12 protein-coding genes are annotated in these 16,380 nt (G+C 62.2%); 8 read left to right on the top strand and 4 right to left on the bottom strand.

Annotated elements, in window-relative coordinates; genetic code table 11:
- Window positions 1–26 precede the first annotated feature (26 nt).
- The 4 genes from rpoZ (at window position 27) to LDN90_RS13700 (ending at window position 5,168) form a co-directional block, all read left to right on the top strand.
- Entirely contained in the window at window positions 27–287 is a 261-nt protein-coding gene (gene rpoZ, locus LDN90_RS13715; RefSeq protein ID WP_017197559.1) for a DNA-directed RNA polymerase subunit omega, read from the top strand.
- 27 nt (window positions 288–314) lie between these two features.
- A complete protein-coding gene (gene coaBC / locus LDN90_RS13710) occupies window positions 315–1,574 on the top strand; it encodes a bifunctional phosphopantothenoylcysteine decarboxylase/phosphopantothenate--cysteine ligase CoaBC (protein ID WP_223946183.1) in 1,260 nt (419 codons plus the stop codon).
- Between the two features lie 88 nt (window positions 1,575–1,662).
- Window positions 1,663–2,892, top strand: coding sequence for a methionine adenosyltransferase (gene metK / locus LDN90_RS13705; RefSeq protein WP_223946182.1), 1,230 nt, complete (start codon window positions 1,663–1,665; stop codon window positions 2,890–2,892).
- 176 nt (window positions 2,893–3,068) lie between these two features.
- Window positions 3,069–5,168, top strand: coding sequence for a primosomal protein N' (locus tag LDN90_RS13700; protein WP_223946181.1), 2,100 nt, complete (start codon window positions 3,069–3,071; stop codon window positions 5,166–5,168).
- A gap of 27 nt (window positions 5,169–5,195) precedes the next feature.
- Here LDN90_RS13700 and LDN90_RS13695 read toward each other — a convergent pair whose 3' ends face one another.
- Genes LDN90_RS13695 through LDN90_RS13680 form a run of 4 tightly spaced genes read right to left on the bottom strand, consistent with a single transcriptional unit; the run spans window position 5,196 to window position 9,102 of the window.
- Window positions 5,196–6,272 carry a glycosyltransferase family 1 protein gene (locus tag LDN90_RS13695; RefSeq protein ID WP_223946180.1) on the bottom strand — a complete coding sequence of 359 codons (1,077 nt, stop codon included), beginning with the start codon at window positions 6,270–6,272 and terminating at the stop codon, window positions 5,196–5,198.
- On the bottom strand, window positions 6,269–7,213 hold the full coding sequence (locus LDN90_RS13690) for an alpha/beta hydrolase (protein ID WP_223946178.1): 945 nt from the start codon (window positions 7,211–7,213) through the stop codon (window positions 6,269–6,271). Before LDN90_RS13690 ends, LDN90_RS13695 begins: the two co-directional genes overlap by 4 nt.
- A 10-nt stretch (window positions 7,214–7,223) precedes the next feature.
- Window positions 7,224–8,105, bottom strand: a complete 882-nt coding sequence (locus LDN90_RS13685; protein ID WP_223946177.1) for an aldo/keto reductase — start codon at window positions 8,103–8,105, stop codon at window positions 7,224–7,226.
- A 34-nt stretch (window positions 8,106–8,139) separates the two neighbouring features.
- Window positions 8,140–9,102: a sugar-binding domain-containing protein gene (locus LDN90_RS13680; protein ID WP_223946176.1), complete on the bottom strand. Its 963-nt coding sequence runs from the start codon at window positions 9,100–9,102 to the stop codon at window positions 8,140–8,142.
- Between the two features lie 121 nt (window positions 9,103–9,223).
- Here LDN90_RS13680 and LDN90_RS13675 point away from each other — a divergent pair, with 121 nt between their 5' ends.
- The 4 genes from LDN90_RS13675 (at window position 9,224) to leuS (ending at window position 16,351) form a co-directional block, all read left to right on the top strand.
- Window positions 9,224–11,008 carry a glycerol-3-phosphate dehydrogenase/oxidase gene (locus LDN90_RS13675; RefSeq protein WP_223946174.1) on the top strand — a complete coding sequence of 595 codons (1,785 nt, stop codon included), beginning with the start codon at window positions 9,224–9,226 and terminating at the stop codon, window positions 11,006–11,008.
- 169 nt (window positions 11,009–11,177) lie between these two features.
- Entirely contained in the window at window positions 11,178–11,930 is a 753-nt protein-coding gene (locus tag LDN90_RS13670; protein ID WP_216925581.1) for an MIP/aquaporin family protein, read from the top strand.
- A gap of 76 nt (window positions 11,931–12,006) precedes the next feature.
- The gene (gene glpK / locus LDN90_RS13665; RefSeq protein WP_223946173.1) at window positions 12,007–13,521 is read left to right on the top strand and encodes a glycerol kinase GlpK; all 1,515 of its coding nucleotides are present in this window, start codon (window positions 12,007–12,009) and stop codon (window positions 13,519–13,521) included.
- Window positions 13,522–13,822: 301 nt separating this feature from the next.
- Window positions 13,823–16,351: a leucine--tRNA ligase gene (leuS, locus tag LDN90_RS13660; protein ID WP_223946172.1), complete on the top strand. Its 2,529-nt coding sequence runs from the start codon at window positions 13,823–13,825 to the stop codon at window positions 16,349–16,351.
- Window positions 16,352–16,380: the final 29 nt, after the last annotated feature.

Genomic DNA, 16,380 nt, shown 5'->3' with positions numbered 1-16,380 from the left:
TCGGCCCGCTAGAATTTGGAGAATTCGTGTCCACGAACCTTGAAGGCATCATCAACCCGCCGATCGATTCGCTGCTTGAGGCTGCCGATTCCAAGTACGGCCTGGTGATCTTCGGCGCCAAGCGTGCCCGCCAGATCAACGCCTACTACGCCCAGCTGCACGAGGGCCTCTTCGAGTACGTCGGTCCCTTGGTAGACACCAAGCTGAACGAGAAGTCATTGTCGATCGCCCTCCGCGAGATCAACGAAGGCCTCCTGGTTTCCACGCCGATCGAGCCCGCAGAATAAAACAGACTGCCTGTTGACGGAGGTCACGTGCGCATAGTCCTCGGAGTCGGGGGAGGGATCGCAGCCTACAAGGTTGCATCGCTCCTCCGGCTTTTTACTGAAGCCGGACACCAGGTGACGGTGATCCCAACCGAAGCAGCCACCCGTTTCGTCGGTGTTGCCACGTGGGAGGCGCTCTCCGGGAATCCGGTCAGCAACAGCGTCTTTGACGACGTTGAGAAGGTCAACCATGTGCGTCTGGGCCACGAGGCTGACTTGATCGTCGTAGCGCCGGCTACGGCAGATCTCCTCGCAAAGGCGGCAACCGGCCAGGCCGGCGACCTCCTCACGAATACGCTCCTTATGGCGCACGGGCCGGTGCTGTTCGCTCCGGCGATGCACACTGAAATGTGGCAGCATGCAGCAACCCAGGCCAACGTGGAAACCTTGCGGAGCCGAGGCGTCACAGTCCTTGAGCCAGCCAGCGGCCGCCTGACCGGTGCCGATTCCGGTCCGGGCCGCTTGCCCGAACCGGAGGCAATTTTTACGGCAGCCATGGCATTGGCCGAGGCCGCTACCGAGGCGGATTCGCCCCAGGCTGTGCCGGCAACACATGCTTCCCTCGCTGGCCGAACGGTGACGATTTCGGCTGGTGGGACCAGGGAAGCGTTGGACCCGGTGCGTTTCCTGGGTAACCGCTCGTCAGGCAAACAGGGTGCGGCCCTGGCAGCGGCTGCGTTGGCTGCCGGTGCAACCGTTCGTTTCCTTGCCGCGCATATGGACGTCGAGCCGCCCGCCGGCGTCGAGCTTGTCCGCGTTGAGTCCGCCCTGGAACTGCGTGAGGCAGCGCTGAAAGCTGCGGTGGATTCCGACGTCGTCATCATGGCTGCCGCTGTGGCGGATTTCCGTCCCGCGGAGGTTTCGGATACCAAGATCAAGAAGGTCGACGGCGAGGACGCACCCTTGGTACGCCTGGTTCGGAACCCGGACATCCTGCATGAGCTCGTCGAACGGCGCAACGCCGAGGGTGGCCAGCAGCTGATCGTGGGCTTTGCCGCCGAGACCGGCGATGCCCAAGGTGACGTTCTGGAACACGCCACGGCGAAGCTCAAACGCAAGGGCTGTGACCTCCTGGTGGTTAACCACGTCGGGGTTGGGCGCGTCTTCGGCCAGGATGACAACTCCGTAGTGATCCTTTCCGGCCATGGCGCCGACCCCGAGTCCGCTTCCGGATCCAAGGCTGACGTCGCCGCGGCAGTCGTGGATCGGGTGGGCTCCGAATTGGCCAGGGTTTTTCCGGGCCGGTAACATCCCCCGGCGGTAGCCTCCGCCCGAAATTCTTAGCATAGGGACACACGGCAGATGCCGCCGCCCCGCAACACAGTAAGGTGGTCGAGTGACTTTACCGCTGCACCATGAACATCATGGCACCCCGTCCAAGCTCCGGCTCTTTACGTCCGAGTCGGTCACTGAAGGGCATCCAGACAAGATCTGCGACCAAATCAGTGACGCCATCTTGGATGGGCTGCTGGCTGCTGACCCTGAATCCCGGGTAGCTGTCGAGACCATGGCCACCACCGGCCTGGTCCACGTGGCCGGTGAAGTAACCACTGACGCTTACGTCGAGATACCGCAGATTGTCCGCGAAACCATTCTCGGCATCGGCTACGACTCCTCTGCCAATGGTTTCGATGGTGCCCGCTGCGGCGTCTCAGTGTCGATCGGGCAGCAGTCCAATGACATCGCCGGTGGGGTCTTCAACTCGCTTGAGGCGCGTGAAGGCCGTCAGGAGGACGACTACGACCTCCAGGGCGCGGGCGATCAGGGCATTATGTTCGGTTATGCCAGCGACGAAACTGCGTCCTACATGCCGACGCCCATCTGGCTTGCCCACCGTTTGTCCGAGCGCCTTACCGAGGTCCGCAAGAGCGGCGAACTTGCGTACCTCCGTCCGGATGGCAAGACGCAGGTCACCGTTGGGTATGACGGCGATCGCCCGGTTTCGGTTGAAACGGTGGTGATTTCCAGCCAACACGCCGAAGACGCGAGCCTGGAGCAACTGCGCGCCGACCTCGCGAGCCACGTCATCGATCCCGTTCTGGCGGCGTCCAACCTTGACATCTCCCATGTAGCCAACATCCTGAACCCTGCGGGTGCCTTCGTGATCGGTGGCCCGGTTGGCGATGCAGGCCTGACAGGTCGGAAGATCATTGTTGATACCTATGGCGGGTTCTCCCGGCACGGTGGAGGCGCGTTCTCCGGCAAGGACCCGTCCAAAGTGGATCGTTCAGCTGCTTACGCCATGCGCTGGGTTGCCAAGAACGTGGTAGCTGCAGGTCTGGCCAAACGTGCGGAGATCCAGATTGCCTACGCGATTGGCCAAGCCCGTCCGGTCGGAACGTACGTAGAGACCTTCGGCACGGAAACTGTTGACCCTGCCCGTATCAGTGAGGCGATCAACGAGCTCTTCGATCTCCGCCCCCGGGCCATCATCGACGCCTTGGACCTCAAGCGTCCCATTTACACCAAGACGGCGGCTCACGGCCATTTTGGCCGCGACGAGCCCGACTTCACGTGGGAGCGCCTGGACCGTGCGGCGGACCTGAAGGAATTCTTCAACGCCTGATCTCCAGCTCATCTGCTTGTGCCAGCCGGTGTTTGCAACTTTGTCGGTGGCCCATGATTGGCTGGAGCCAGAGAGATGCCCGCAGTGGGTCGATCCCGCTGCGGGCATCCTTCGTTCCTGCGCGGGAAGTCGTTCCTGCGTGGAAAGTCCGCACAATTGAGTTGGAGGTGACGAGCATGGCCGGACACGAAGCCCAGCCGTCGCTGCTTCAACCCTCTTTGCTTCAAGGTTTCCCTGACAAGCCTCCCGTCAGTGGACCCCCGTTGGCTTCGGTGAATCCCGTTGCCCGTGTGGTGCTGGAATCCTCCCTGCCACACCTGGACCGGCCCTTCGATTACAGCGTGCCCGCTGAACTCGGTAATTCCGCCGTTCCCGGAGTCCGCGTGAAAGTGAAGTTCAACGGCCAGGAGCTTAATGGCTTCGTGCTGGAACGCGTCGATACTTCGGATGCCGGCCATCCGCTGACCCCACTTCACAAAGTAATCTCCACGCTTCCGGTCCTGACGCCCCAAATCGCTGAGCTGGCTGGAACGGTAGCTGCGCGCTACGCCGGAACCTTGAGCGATGTCCTACGTACTGCTGTTCCCCCTCGCGTTGCCAAAGTGGAGAAGGAGCTACTCTCCGGGGGCGCAGCACCAGAATCGGAGCTTCCGTCAACTGTGCCGGACGCCCATGCCTGGGGTTCCTACTCCAACGGAGCCTCGTACCTCCATCACCTCACCGGTGGCGGATCGCCCAAGGCTGTCCTCACGGCGCTGCAGGGATTCGGCCCTGGGGGTTGGCCTTCGTTGGTTGCCGCGGCTGTTGGGGCAGTCCGGGCATCCGGCCGCGGTGCAGTGGTGGTCGTTCCGGATTACAGGGATCTTGAACAGCTGGAGGTGGCCCTCGCCAAGGTCCTGCCGGCGGGTGACGTCGCGCGGCTCACGGCTGACGATGGTCAAACTCCGCGCTACCGAAGCTTCCTGCGAATCCTCAGTGGCGAAGCGCGTGTAGCCATCGGCACGAGGTCTGCTGCCTATGCGCCGGTGCGGGAGCTGGGACTCGTGGTTTGTTGGGACGACGGCGATGACCTCCACATCGACCAACGGGCTCCCTACGCGCACACGCGGGAAGTACTGCTCCTACGGGCCGAGCAGGAGAATGCAGCCTGCCTGATGGCATCGCACAGCCGCAGCACTGAACTCCAGCGCCTGGTTGAAATGCAATGGGCTGTGCCGATCGAGGCGCCCCGAACGGTCATTCGCTCCACTGTTCCGCGGGTCCTGAACACAGCTGACAGCTTTGAACAGGAACGGGATCCCCTGGCCCGGATTGCACGTTTGCCGGGAGCGGCATGGCGTGCTGCCAAGGAAGGCTTGGAACATGGCCCTGTGCTGGTGCAGGTTGCACGTGCCGGCTACGCGCCCTCTCTGGCTTGCGAGACGTGCCGGGAGCTGGCCCGCTGCAACAACTGCCAAGGACCGCTTGCAATCTCCAGCAGTTCCGCCCTGCCGCTTTGCCGTTGGTGTTCCACGCCGGCACCGCAGTGGCGCTGCAACCATTGCAACGGCACACGCCTGCGCCGGGTTGCGGCAGGAGCCGTGCGAACAGCGGAGGAACTCGGGCGGGCTTTTCCTGGACAAACGGTTATCACATCGTCGGGGGAGAACATCAAGGCAACGGTGCCTGACGCTCCGGCATTGGTCATTGCCACAGTTGGCGCCGAACCCGTGGCTCCCCAGGGGTACGCGGCAGCGCTGCTTCTGGATGGCAATTCCTTGCTCCGCCGGGAAAACCTGCGCGCCGGCGAGGACACCGTTCGGCGGTGGTTCAACGCGGCGTCGCTGGTGAAACCCTCCAAACAGGGTGGGCTGGTAGTCATCACCGCAGACGACACAAGCGCCACCGGAGCCCTGCTGCGCTGGGATGCACCGGGCTACGCGTCGCGTGAACTGGCACTTCGGAAGGAACTCCAGCTTCCGCCGGCAGTGCGGGTAGCTTCAGTGACCGGGCCAAGGGCCGACGTCGGGCGTTTTTCCGATACCTTCGAGGCAAGCGTCAAGCTGAAGTCCGCTACGAAGCTGCGCAGCGCCGGTCCGGCGCCACTTCAGCTGTTCTCCAGTGGTGCCCAGGGCGCTGGAAGTGAGGCCGAAGCAGACGTCCGCACTCTGTACTTCATTCCCTACGCAGACGCCGCAGACGCTACCCGCGCCATGCGTGCTGTCAAGGCAGCGAACGCAGCGAAACGGACAGCCGGCCCGGTGCAACTGCGGCTCGACGGCGTGGACGTCTTGTAGCCATCAACTACCGGTTGGGCGGGCACGCTAGCGCTTACGAAGTGCCACGACCTCTTCTGCCGCAGCCAGCAACTGCCGGGCGGATTCATCCCAGTTGAAGTCTCCGGCACGTTCCACGGACCTGCGGGAACGTTTTTGCCACAAGCTGTCATCGCCCAGCGCCGTGACGGCCGCAGCAAACTCCGAGGGCGACTCGGGGTCAACATAGCTGACCGCATCGGCGCCCACTTCCCGGAAAATCGGAATGTCGCTGGCGATAACAGGAGTTCCCAGTGACATCGCCTCCACCAGGGGCAAGCCATATCCCTCGGCCCGCGACAAGCTGACGAGTGCAGTCGCCCTGATCAAAAGTTCTTCATACTCGGCGTCTGTTACACCGTTGTGGAACTGGACCTTGGCCCCGTGGGGGACCATGGCCTCGAGTTCCGCCCGACGCTGGGGCGTAATCCGGCTGAGCAAGTGCAGGGTGTAATCCGGCAGGCCAGCCATTCCCCGAATCATGGTTTCCACGTTCTTGTAGGGCATGAACGAACCCATGTACAGCAGGGTCTTATCCGCCCCGGCCGAAGGGTCACGGGGAGTCTGGCCGGGCTGCGGCGCATTGCCAACGATCCGCACGGGGCGGCGGGTCAAGGTGTACTTGGCCATCAAAGCCTCTGTGGTCCTGCTGATGGTAGCCACCACGTCAGCCCGGTTCAGCAGCACGCGCTGCGGCCAGAACGCCTTGTGGTACAGCCTCCAGAGCAGCCGTACAGGAGCCGGAAGGAACCCCGGGGGAGCGGGGTGTTCGTAATAGATGAGGTCGTGCAGCGTAAGGATCAGGCCATACTTCCGCCCCAGGGTTCCCATGGTCTGCATGGGGCATACCACGACGTCCGCACCCAAGGAGTTGACCTTGCGGGCAACGAACAGCTCGCGTGGGGACAGCGGGCTGTTGACCATCACGTAGGGCACGTCGGGAAGCAACGCGAGTTGGCGTTTGTCATGGATGAGCATGGTGACATCTGCAATTTTGGATGTTGCTGCAATGAGGCTTGAACCGTACCGGCTGATGCCATCGTGGTGGTCCGTCCTGGTGAAGCGGGCGTCGATGACAATTTTCACGCGGGGTGTTCCTCCAGGAAGGTGCGGATAGCTGCGGCCGCCGGGGCCGGCGTCTCGTAATGGATCAAATGCCCGACGTCGGGAATCACTTCCAGGGTGGCCTCGGGAAGGCGCTCCATCAGTTTGTACTGGTTGGGCAGGGTGGCGATCTCGTCTTTTTCGCCGGCTATTAGCAGTACGGGGAGGCGTAACTCCCCGGCGACGTCTGCCACGGTACCGGACACGGATGCCTTGAAGGATTCGAGCAGGCTCCTTCGGTCCGCGAACGCGCTGAAGTAGGCATCATGCTGGCCATGGATGAAGCGGCGCAGGTCTTTGTCTTTGGTCTTGGCCATGGTGATGCTCATGACCCGGACAATGGCCCGGTTGCGCAGGAGGGCAAGTCCAAGGCGCCTTGGAAGCTTGGCGGACACCTGGTAGTAAAACACCGCGAGCTTGGTCATGATCCCCTTGGGGCCCTCCAAAGCAGGTGCAGCGATGGGGTTGACCAGGATCAATGGATAAATGGCGCCGGGATTTCGGGCCGCAAAATGGCTCGCGACGATGGAACCAAAGGAGTGGCCCAGCAGCACGGTCTTGGGGCCCAGGCCCAGGGCGGCCATGAAGCCGGAGATGAAACGGCCGTAACGCTCAACCGTGTGTTCGTCGTTACGGAAAGGATCTGAACTGCCAAACGCCGGGAGGTCCGGCATGATGATCCGCATGTCCGGAAGCAGGTCCGCTACACGGAGTAATCCATGGTGGTCACCCCGAAAACCGTGAATGACCAAAATCGTGCGGGCATCCTGTGTGGGTTTGATGGGTTCGTACGTCCAATACGCTACGTTGCTGCCATCGACGTCCACATCAGAGGCGATAGTGCGGCCCTGTAGGGACTTGCTGATGAATTCAATCGGGGCATCTGCGTCTTCCGGGGTATGCGCGGTGTCCACTTTTTCCATTCGGCCGTTCCTAATTCACGTTGTCCGGGTGCGAGCCCGTGCGGTGGTGGCGTTCAAGCGCCGCCATGCCGTCCATGTCTGCTGCCTCAAGTTCGAAGTCGAAAACGGCAAAGTTCTCCTTGATCCGCCCCGCGGAACTGGCTTTCGGAATGACGAGGTTCCCAAGCTGGAGATGCCACCGGAGGATTATTTGGGCCGGTGCCCTGCCGTACTTGTGAGCCAAATCCGCGATCGCGGGGTCGGCAAGGACCTGCCCACGGCCAAGGGGGCTCCAAGCTTCGGTTCGGATCCCGAGTTGTTCATGCAGTGTCCGCAGCCTGGCCTGCTGAAGCCAGGGATGCAGCTCTATCTGGTTAACAGCCGGGACCACTTCGGCTTTCTGCATGAGTTCTTCCAAGTGCCCGGGCTGGAAATTCGAAACTCCGATGGCCCGGACTTTGCCTTCCCTGTACAGGGTTTCCATGGCCTTATAGGTCTCCACGAAGAGGCCTCGTCCGGCACACGGCCAGTGGATGAGGTAAAGGTCCACGTAGTCCAGTCCGAGGTTGGCCATGGATGAATCGAAAGCGCGGAGCGTGGAGTCGTAACCGTGGTCGTCATTCCAAACCTTGGTGGTGACAAAGACGTCTTCCCGGGTCAGGGCATGCACGGATTCTCCGGAACCACCCGTGCCGAGGTTTGCCTCGTTGGCATCGCCGATTGCACCACCGATCGCGCGGCCTACGCCTACCTCGTTGCGATACATGGCGGCGGTATCGAACCGCCGATAGCCTTCGCCGAGGGCAGTGCTCACCAAAGCCTCAGCTTCTTTTGGCGGCACCTTATAGAGTCCGAATCCCAAGCGGTCCATCATCACGCCGTTGTTCAAGGTCAGCCGGGCCGGGAATCTCATATGAACGACTCTACCCATTCCCCGGCGGAAAGCCTCAGGACTGGTCACTGAAACTCACCAAGCGGCGCGCCGAGGCTTCATCGAGGATGAGGTCAGTGGCAAGTCCGGCTGCCAGGGCGCCCTGCAGGCCGTTGATTTTGGAGGCGCCGGACACGACGCAAATCCGGCGACGAACCTGCCGCAGCTGTTCATGGCTTGGACCGGTTGACCGTTCGTTCAGAGTAATGCCGTCAGATGATCCATCACTACGGAAGAACACAGTGGCTACGTCGCCCACCACGTCGTCGGCAGCCAACATGCTGAGGTCTTGTTCGTCGAGGTAACCGCCCGCATACACATGGCTTGGATAGTCCGAATCAACGGATCCAACACCGAAAATGGCGATGCTCATGCGCGCCTGCAGATCCAGGATGCGTTGAACGCTGCGCTCATTCCACATGGCCGTCTTGGTGGCCGCGTGATCGAAAAAGGCAGGCACGGGAAACTGTTCCACCCGCGCTCCGTAGGCGCTGCCAAAGCGCCGCATGATGTCGCTCGCGTAGGTGATGCCGGTTGTTTGCATGTTTCCCGCGCCGTTGAGTTGGACAACGATGGTGTCGTGCGTGACTTTCCGGGTCAGGTGCCGGCTGACAGCGCTGAGCGTGGCACCCCAGGCGATGCCGATGATGGCATTGGAATCCACCAGAGGTCCTATGGTCCGCGCTGCCTGCATGGCCACGCGGTCCAGCGTCTCGGCCTCGTTCAAGGTTTCAAGCACAGGCACTACGTGGACGTCCACCTTGAATTTGTCGCGAATCTGGCTCTCGAGTTCGGGGGCGGTATCAAACGGGCTGCGGATCTGGACCTGGACCAAACCTGTTTCCCGGGCGGATGACAAAAGCCTTGAAACGGTGGAGCGTGAGGTTCTCAGTTCGCGCGCAATCGCGTCCATGGTCAGGTCCTGCAAGTAGTACATCTGTGCGGCGCGGAGGGCATCCGAGTGACGTGAGCGTCCCATCTCATTTCCTTACTGCACGTTTGTGCAAATAGCTTGACTCCATTTTCCACCTTCGCCAGATTAGTGGTGAAAGGTGCAGCGAACGTAACGCCGCGCACAAACCAAGCCCAAGGGAGCAGTTTTGGGACACAACAGGATTTCCGGTACTTCCTCTGATGCGCATCGGCGTGAGTCTGTAACCGCCTTGCAGGAGCGGCCATCGGCGAAGGCGCTGATCATCGGCGGGGGTATCAACGGCGTAGGAACCTTCCGCGACCTGGCCTTGCAGGGCATCGATGTTGCGCTTGTGGAGCGTGGTGACTACTGCCAAGGCGCAAGCGGTGCGTCCTCGCACATGATCCATGGCGGCATCCGTTACCTGGAGAACGGAGAGTTCCGCCTCGTCCAGGAATCAGTGGTAGAACGCAACCGCCTCCTGCGGATCGCCCCGCACTACGTCAAGCCGCTGCAGACCACCATTCCCATCTTCAGCACCTTCTCTGGCATCCTTTCCGCGCCCATTCGCTTCCTCACGCACAAGCAGGGCAAACCGAACGAGCGCGGCGCCTTCCTCATCAAGCTCGGCTTGAGCATGTACGACTTCTTCTCCCGTGACGGCGGCAACGTCCCCCGGCACCAGTTCCTCGGCAAGGACAAGGCTTTGGCGGAACTACCCAAGCTGCACCCGGGAATCAAGTACGCGGCAACTTACTTTGACGCGTCCGTCCACAACCCTGAGCGGCTCACCCTGGACGTGCTTCAGGATGGCGAGAAGGCCGGGCGCGGCGGTGGCCTGCCTGGCGGGACGGCCCGCGCCAGCAACTACGTCTCATTGGTTTCCATGGGTACTGACGGAGTCCGCCTGCGCGACGAATTGAGCGGCAAGGAGTTCGATTTCCAGGCGGACGTCATCATCAACACCACCGGCGCGTGGGTGGACCTGACCAACCAGGCCATGGGAGCCGCCAGCCAGTTCATGGGCGGCACCAAGGGCTCGCACATTGTGCTGGACCACCCGGAATTGCTGGCCGCCTGCAATGGCCGGGAGATCTTCTTTGAACACACAGACGGCCGCATCGTCCTTATTTACCCCATGGGGGACCGGGTGTTGGTCGGCACCACGGACGTCGACGCCGACATGACAGAAAACGCTGTCTGCACCGAATCCGAAATCGACTACTTCTTCGACCTGATTGGCCATGTCTTCCCCACCATCAAGGTGAACCGTGGCCAGATCGTGTACAGCTTCGCCGGAGTCCGTCCCCTGCCGCGCCACGATGCAACCCAACCGGGATTTGTCTCTAGGGACTACAGGATCGAGCGCAGCGTCCGCACCGGCGAGGGTGCCATGGTTACGCCAGGCGGCAAGGCCGCCGTCGTACTCAGTTTGGTAGGTGGCAAATGGACCACCTTCCGGGCGCTTGCCGAACACATGACCAACGACGTCCTTCGCGAATTGGGTCTGGAACGGAAAGTTTCGACGGCGAAACTCGCCATAGGTGGCGGCGCTGGCTTCCCTGCCACGGAGCAAGGTGAGCAGGAGTGGATCAAGAAGCACATGGGGCCTGGACTGGACGCGGACCGCGTGGCCGGCCTCCTGACGCGGTATGGAACACGGGCAGAGGCCGTCATCGATTACCTGAACGCCGGGCACGACGCGCCGCTTCGTTCCACCCGGGAACTCAGTGTTCGCGAATTGGCCTTCATGGCCGAGCACGAGCAGATCGGGCATCTGGTGGATGTCCTCATCCGACGGACGTCCCTCGCGTTCCGCGGGCTGGTAACTGGCGAGTTGTTGAACGAAATCGCCGCGGCCCTGGCTGAACCACTGGGTTGGGATGCCGTCGCCTGTGAGGCAGAAGTTCGCCACGCCCAGGAAGTGCTGCGGCGGTTCCACAAGGTAGACGTGCACAGTCTCGTAGCCTGAGGCCCACAGCACACAATGTTTGACCGTCCCACTGTGCGACTGGGACGGGAAACGGCGTAGGTGGGCCCCTTGGGGCTCACCACGCCGGGGCGGTTGCGGAAAACGGAACCGTCCCAACGGCCTCTTCAACCCGCGACGAGGCTGTCAACAGAAAAATGAGGAGTCAAAGATGTCTCTTGGAATAGTTTTCCTTTCCGAAGTATTCGGAACCATGATGCTGACCCTGCTGGGTTGTGGCGTCGTGGCCAACGTTGCGCTCAAAGGCACCAAGGGCAACAACGGTGGATTCTTGATGGTGACCTGGGGCTGGGGCATTGCGGTCTTCGCGGGCGTTTTTGTGGCCGCCAAGTCCGGTGCCCACCTGAACCCGGCTGTCACCACTGGCCTGCTGGTCAAGGGGAGTGCAGAATATGCGCCCGGCGTGCCAGTGGATGTCGCGTCCACCCTGACGTACTACGGCGGCGAATTGCTCGGCGCCTTCCTCGGCGCCGTCGTCTGCTGGCTCGCTTACAAGCAGCACTTCGACGAAGAGCCGCTCGCAGCCAACAAACTGGGAACGTTCTCCACCGGCCCGGCCATCCGTTCAACGCCGTGGAACCTCATCACCGAAATCATTGGCACGTTCGTCCTGGTCTTCGTCATCCTGACCTTCGGCGGTACTCCCTCAGGTCTCGGACCGCTGGCGGTAGCGCTGCTGGTTGTCGGTATCGGCGTCTCCATCGGTGGCCCCACGGGTTACGCCATCAACCCGGCACGTGACCTTGGCCCGCGCATCGCCCACGCCATCCTCCCCATCAAGGGGAAGGGTTCCAGCGACTGGGCCTACTCCTGGATCCCTGTCGTCGGCCCCCTTGTTGGCGGTACTCTTGCTGGCCTCGTGGCCATCTGGGTGCCTGCCATCATGCCGGCAGCCGCTGGCTGATCCTGCACCCGCAGTCCTGAATCCACTACATACTCATCCACGCAACATACAAAACCACTGAGACAAGGACGTCACCATGAACCAATACGTCATCGCCATCGACCAGGGCACCACCAGCTCCCGCGCCATCGTCTTTGACCACTCGGGCAACATTGTGTCAACGGGACAGATGGAACACGAGCAGATTTTCCCCCAGGCAGGATGGGTTGAGCACAACCCCGCGGAGATCTGGAACAACACCCGCGAGGTCATTGGCTCGGCCCTGTCCAAGGCGAACCTGACACGGCACGACATCGCCGCCGTCGGCATTACCAACCAGCGCGAAACCGCGGTGGTCTGGGACAAGAACACCGGTGAGGCTGTTTACAACGCCATCGTCTGGCAGGACACCCGCACGCAGTCGATTGTGGACGAGCTTGCCAAGGATGGTGGACCTGAACGCTTCAAGCAGAAGGTTGGCCTGCCACTGGCTACCTACTTCTCCGGCACCAAGATCAAATGGATCCTGGACAACGTCGACGGCGCCCGCGAACGCGCTGAAGCCGGCGACCTGCTGTTCGGCAACACCGACGCGTGGGTTCTCTGGAACTTGACCGGGGGAGTCGACGGCGGCGTGCACGTCACTGACGTGACCAATGCTTCCCGCACCATGTTCATGGATCTTGAGACCCTGCAATGGGACCAGGAAATTCTTGATGTCTTCGGCGTCCCGGCCTCCATGATGCCCGCCATCAAGTCTTCCTCCGAAGTTTACGGACACGTCCACACGTCCCAACTGCTGCGGGAAGTTCCCGTGGCCGGCATCCTGGGCGACCAGCAAGCCGCCACATTCGGCCAGGCTGCGTTCCAGCCCGGCGAAGCCAAGAACACCTACGGCACGGGATGCTTCCTGATCTTCAATACCGGTGAAGAGATTGTCCACTCCAAGAACGGGCTGCTCACGACGCTCGGATACAAGCTTGGCGACGACAAGCCGCACTACGCGCTGGAAGGCTCCATCGCCGTCACTGGCTCGCTGATCCAATGGCTCCGTGACAACCTCGGCATGATCAGCTCCGCGCCCCAGGTGGAAGAACTCGCCGCCGCAGTGCAGGACAACGGCGGCGTCTACATCGTCCCCGCGTTCTCCGGCCTGTTCGCTCCGTACTGGCGGGCCGACGCCCGTGGCGCCATTGTGGGCCTCACCCGCTTCGCCAACAAGGGCCACATTGCCCGCGCTGCCCTCGAGGCAACTGCGTTCCAGACCCGCGAGGTACTCGACGCCGTCAACGCCGACTCGGGCGTTCCCCTCACCGAACTGAAGGTCGACGGCGGCATGGTGGCCAACGAGGCACTCATGCAGTTCCAGGCCGACATCCTCGGCGTACCCGTAGTACGCCCGAAGGTGGTTGAAACCACGGCCCTGGGCGCTGCATACGCCGCTGGCCTGGCCGTTGGATTCTGGAAGGACCTGGGCGAGCTCAGTGCCAACTGGGGCGAGGACAAGCGCTGGGAGCCGCAGCTGCCTGTCGAAGAGCAGGAGCGCCAGTTGCGGCTCTGGAAGAAGGCCGTGACAAAGTCTATGGATTGGGTCGACGAGGACGTTAAGTAGTCTGACCTGACGTTGATGGCAGCCGCGCCTGCCCCGCCCGCTTCGCGGTGCCCACCACACCCGGGCGAGGCGCGCCTGCCATCAACTCAACCATCAGCTCTGTAAGCCGCTCATTGCGACTGGAGAGTTTGATCGTGCGCTATTGTAGATCTATGCGTGCGATCCTTCTGCTTAGCTAGCCGCCCGGCAATCAACAGCCGAGCGGCCGCCCCTCCATTGTCGAGGGGCTTTTGTGTGTCCGGGGCTTACCTGGAGCGCAGCAGGAGGCAAAACCGCCATCGAAGAACAGAAGAGGGCAGCAGTGAGCGTTCAGCCGGAGACAGAGACCGGAGCAGCACAGACAGCCGCAGCTGGAGCGCCTGAAGAAGGCATCTACAGCTTCGCCGCGATGGAAGCCAAGTGGCCGCAGGTGTGGGAAGACCTCAAGGTGTTCACCCCGCTTGACGACGGCTCGCGGGAGCGTCGATACGTGCTGGACATGTTTCCCTACCCCTCCGGTGACCTTCACATGGGCCATGCCGAGGCCTTTGCCATGGGCGATGTCGTCGCGCGCTACCTGCGCCAGAAGGGCTTCGATGTCCTGCATCCCATCGGCTGGGACTCTTTTGGCCTTCCTGCCGAAAACGCGGCCATCAAGCGCAATGCCCACCCCAGCGAGTGGACCTACGCCAACATCGACACCCAGGCGGCTTCATTCAAGCGCTACGCCATTTCGGCTGACTGGTCCCGGCGTCTGCATACATCCGACCCCGAGTACTACCGTTGGACCCAGTGGCTGTTCAAGCGCTTCTACGAGCGTGGCTTGGCGTACCGCAAGGACTCGCCCGTCAACTGGTGCCCCAAGGACCTCACCGTCCTCGCAAACGAGCAAGTCGTCAACGGTGCCTGCGAACGCTGTGGCACCCCTGTCACCAAGAAGTCCCTGAACCAGTGGTACTTCAAGATCACCGACTACGCCGACCGCCTGCTCGAGGACATGGACCAGTTGCAGGGCCACTGGCCCGAGCGCGTGCTGGCCATGCAGCGGAACTGGATTGGCCGCTCCGAGGGCGCCCATGTCCGCTTTGTCATCGAGGCTACCCAGGATCGGGCCGAGCGCGAAGTCACCGTCTTCACCACCCGACCGGACACCCTGTATGGTGCCACCTTCTTCGTTGTTGCGGCCGACGCACATCTGGCCCTTGACCTGGTCACTTCCGAGCATCATGACGAACTCATGGCATACCGGGAGAAGGTCAAGGCCCTCTCCGAGATCGAGCGCCAGTCCACCGAGCGCGAGAAGACGGGTGTGTTTACCGGACGCTACGCAATCAATCCGCTCAACGGTGAGAAGCTCCCTGTGTGGGCAGCCGACTACGTTCTGGCCGACTACGGCACCGGAGCCATCATGGCCGTTCCCGCGCACGACCAGCGCGACCTCGATTTCGCCAAGGCCTTCGGCCTGCCGGTTCGCGCCGTTCTGGATACCGGCGATGAAGACCCCGCCGAGACCGGTGTGGCCACTGCGGGCGAAGGAACGCTGAAGAACTCCGGCGACTTGGACGGACTGTCCAAGTCCGAAGGCATCCCGGCTGCAATCGAAATCCTGGAGAAGCTGGGAACCGGCGAAAAGTTCGTGAACTTCCGCCTGCGCGACTGGCTGTTGAGCCGCCAGCGTTTCTGGGGTACGCCCATTCCGATCATCCACTGTGCCGAATGTGGTGAAGTGCCCGTCCCGGACGACCAGCTTCCCGTGAAGCTGCCCGAGAACCTCCGGGGTGAGGCGCTGGCGCCGAAGGGAACCTCCCCGCTGGCTGCCGCCGTCGAATGGGTCAACGTCGAGTGCCCCAACTGTGGCCGTGCAGCCCAGCGCGATACCGACACCATGGACACATTCGTGGATTCGTCGTGGTACTTCCTGCGCTTTGTTTCGCCGGACTACACCGAAGGTCCGTTTGATCCCGAAAAGATCAACAACTGGATGCCCGTTGGCCAATACGTGGGCGGCGTCGAGCATGCGATCCTGCACCTGCTCTACGCCCGTTTCTTTACCAAGGTGATCAAGGACATCGGCCTGATTGAGGCAAGCGAGCCGTTCAGCGCGCTACTCAACCAGGGCCAGGTCCTCAACGGTGGCAAGGCCATGAGCAAGTCCCTCGGCAACGGAGTGGACCTTGGCGAGCAGCTGGACAAGTTCGGTGTGGACGCCGTACGCCTGACCATGGTCTTCGCCTCCCCGCCAGAGGACGACGTCGACTGGGCAGACGTTTCGCCGTCGGGTTCGGCCAAGTTCCTTGCCCGTGCGTGGCGCCTGGGCCAGGACGTCAGCAGCGAGCCCGGCGTTGATCCGGCTACCGGCGACCGCGCCCTGCGCACCGTGACGCACAAGACCATTGCCGATGCTGCGGACCTGTTGGACAACAACAAGTTCAATGTCGTCGTGGCACGCCTCATGGAGCTGGTCAACGCAACGCGTAAGACCATCGATTCTGGAGCGGGCCCTGCCGATCCCGCCGTGCGTGAGGCTGTTGAAGCCGTCGCTGTGATCCTGAGTCTTTTCGCCCCGTATACGGCAGAGGACCTCTGGAACACCCTGGGACACCCTGCCTCCGTGGCCAACGCCGGCTGGCCGACGCACGACGACGCCCTGCTGGTGCAGGACACCGTCACGGCCGTGGTCCAGGTCCAGGGCAAAGTCCGCGATCGGCTGGAAGTATCGCCGGAGATCAGCGAGGACGAACTCCGCGAACTCGCACTCGCGTCCGAAAATGTTCAGCGCGCCATGGATGGCCGTGGCATCCGCACCGTGATCGTGCGGGCGCCTAAGCTGGTGAACATCGTCCCCGCCTAACGAGGCGTAAGGGATTTCACGGCCGCCGG

This window comes from Arthrobacter sp. NtRootA1 (assembly GCF_019976975.1).
GTDB classification, from domain to species: domain Bacteria; phylum Actinomycetota; class Actinomycetes; order Actinomycetales; family Micrococcaceae; genus Arthrobacter; species Arthrobacter aromaticivorans.
The sequence above is the reverse complement of the archived record's forward strand: the minus strand, read 5'-3'. Positions and strand labels throughout refer to the sequence as shown.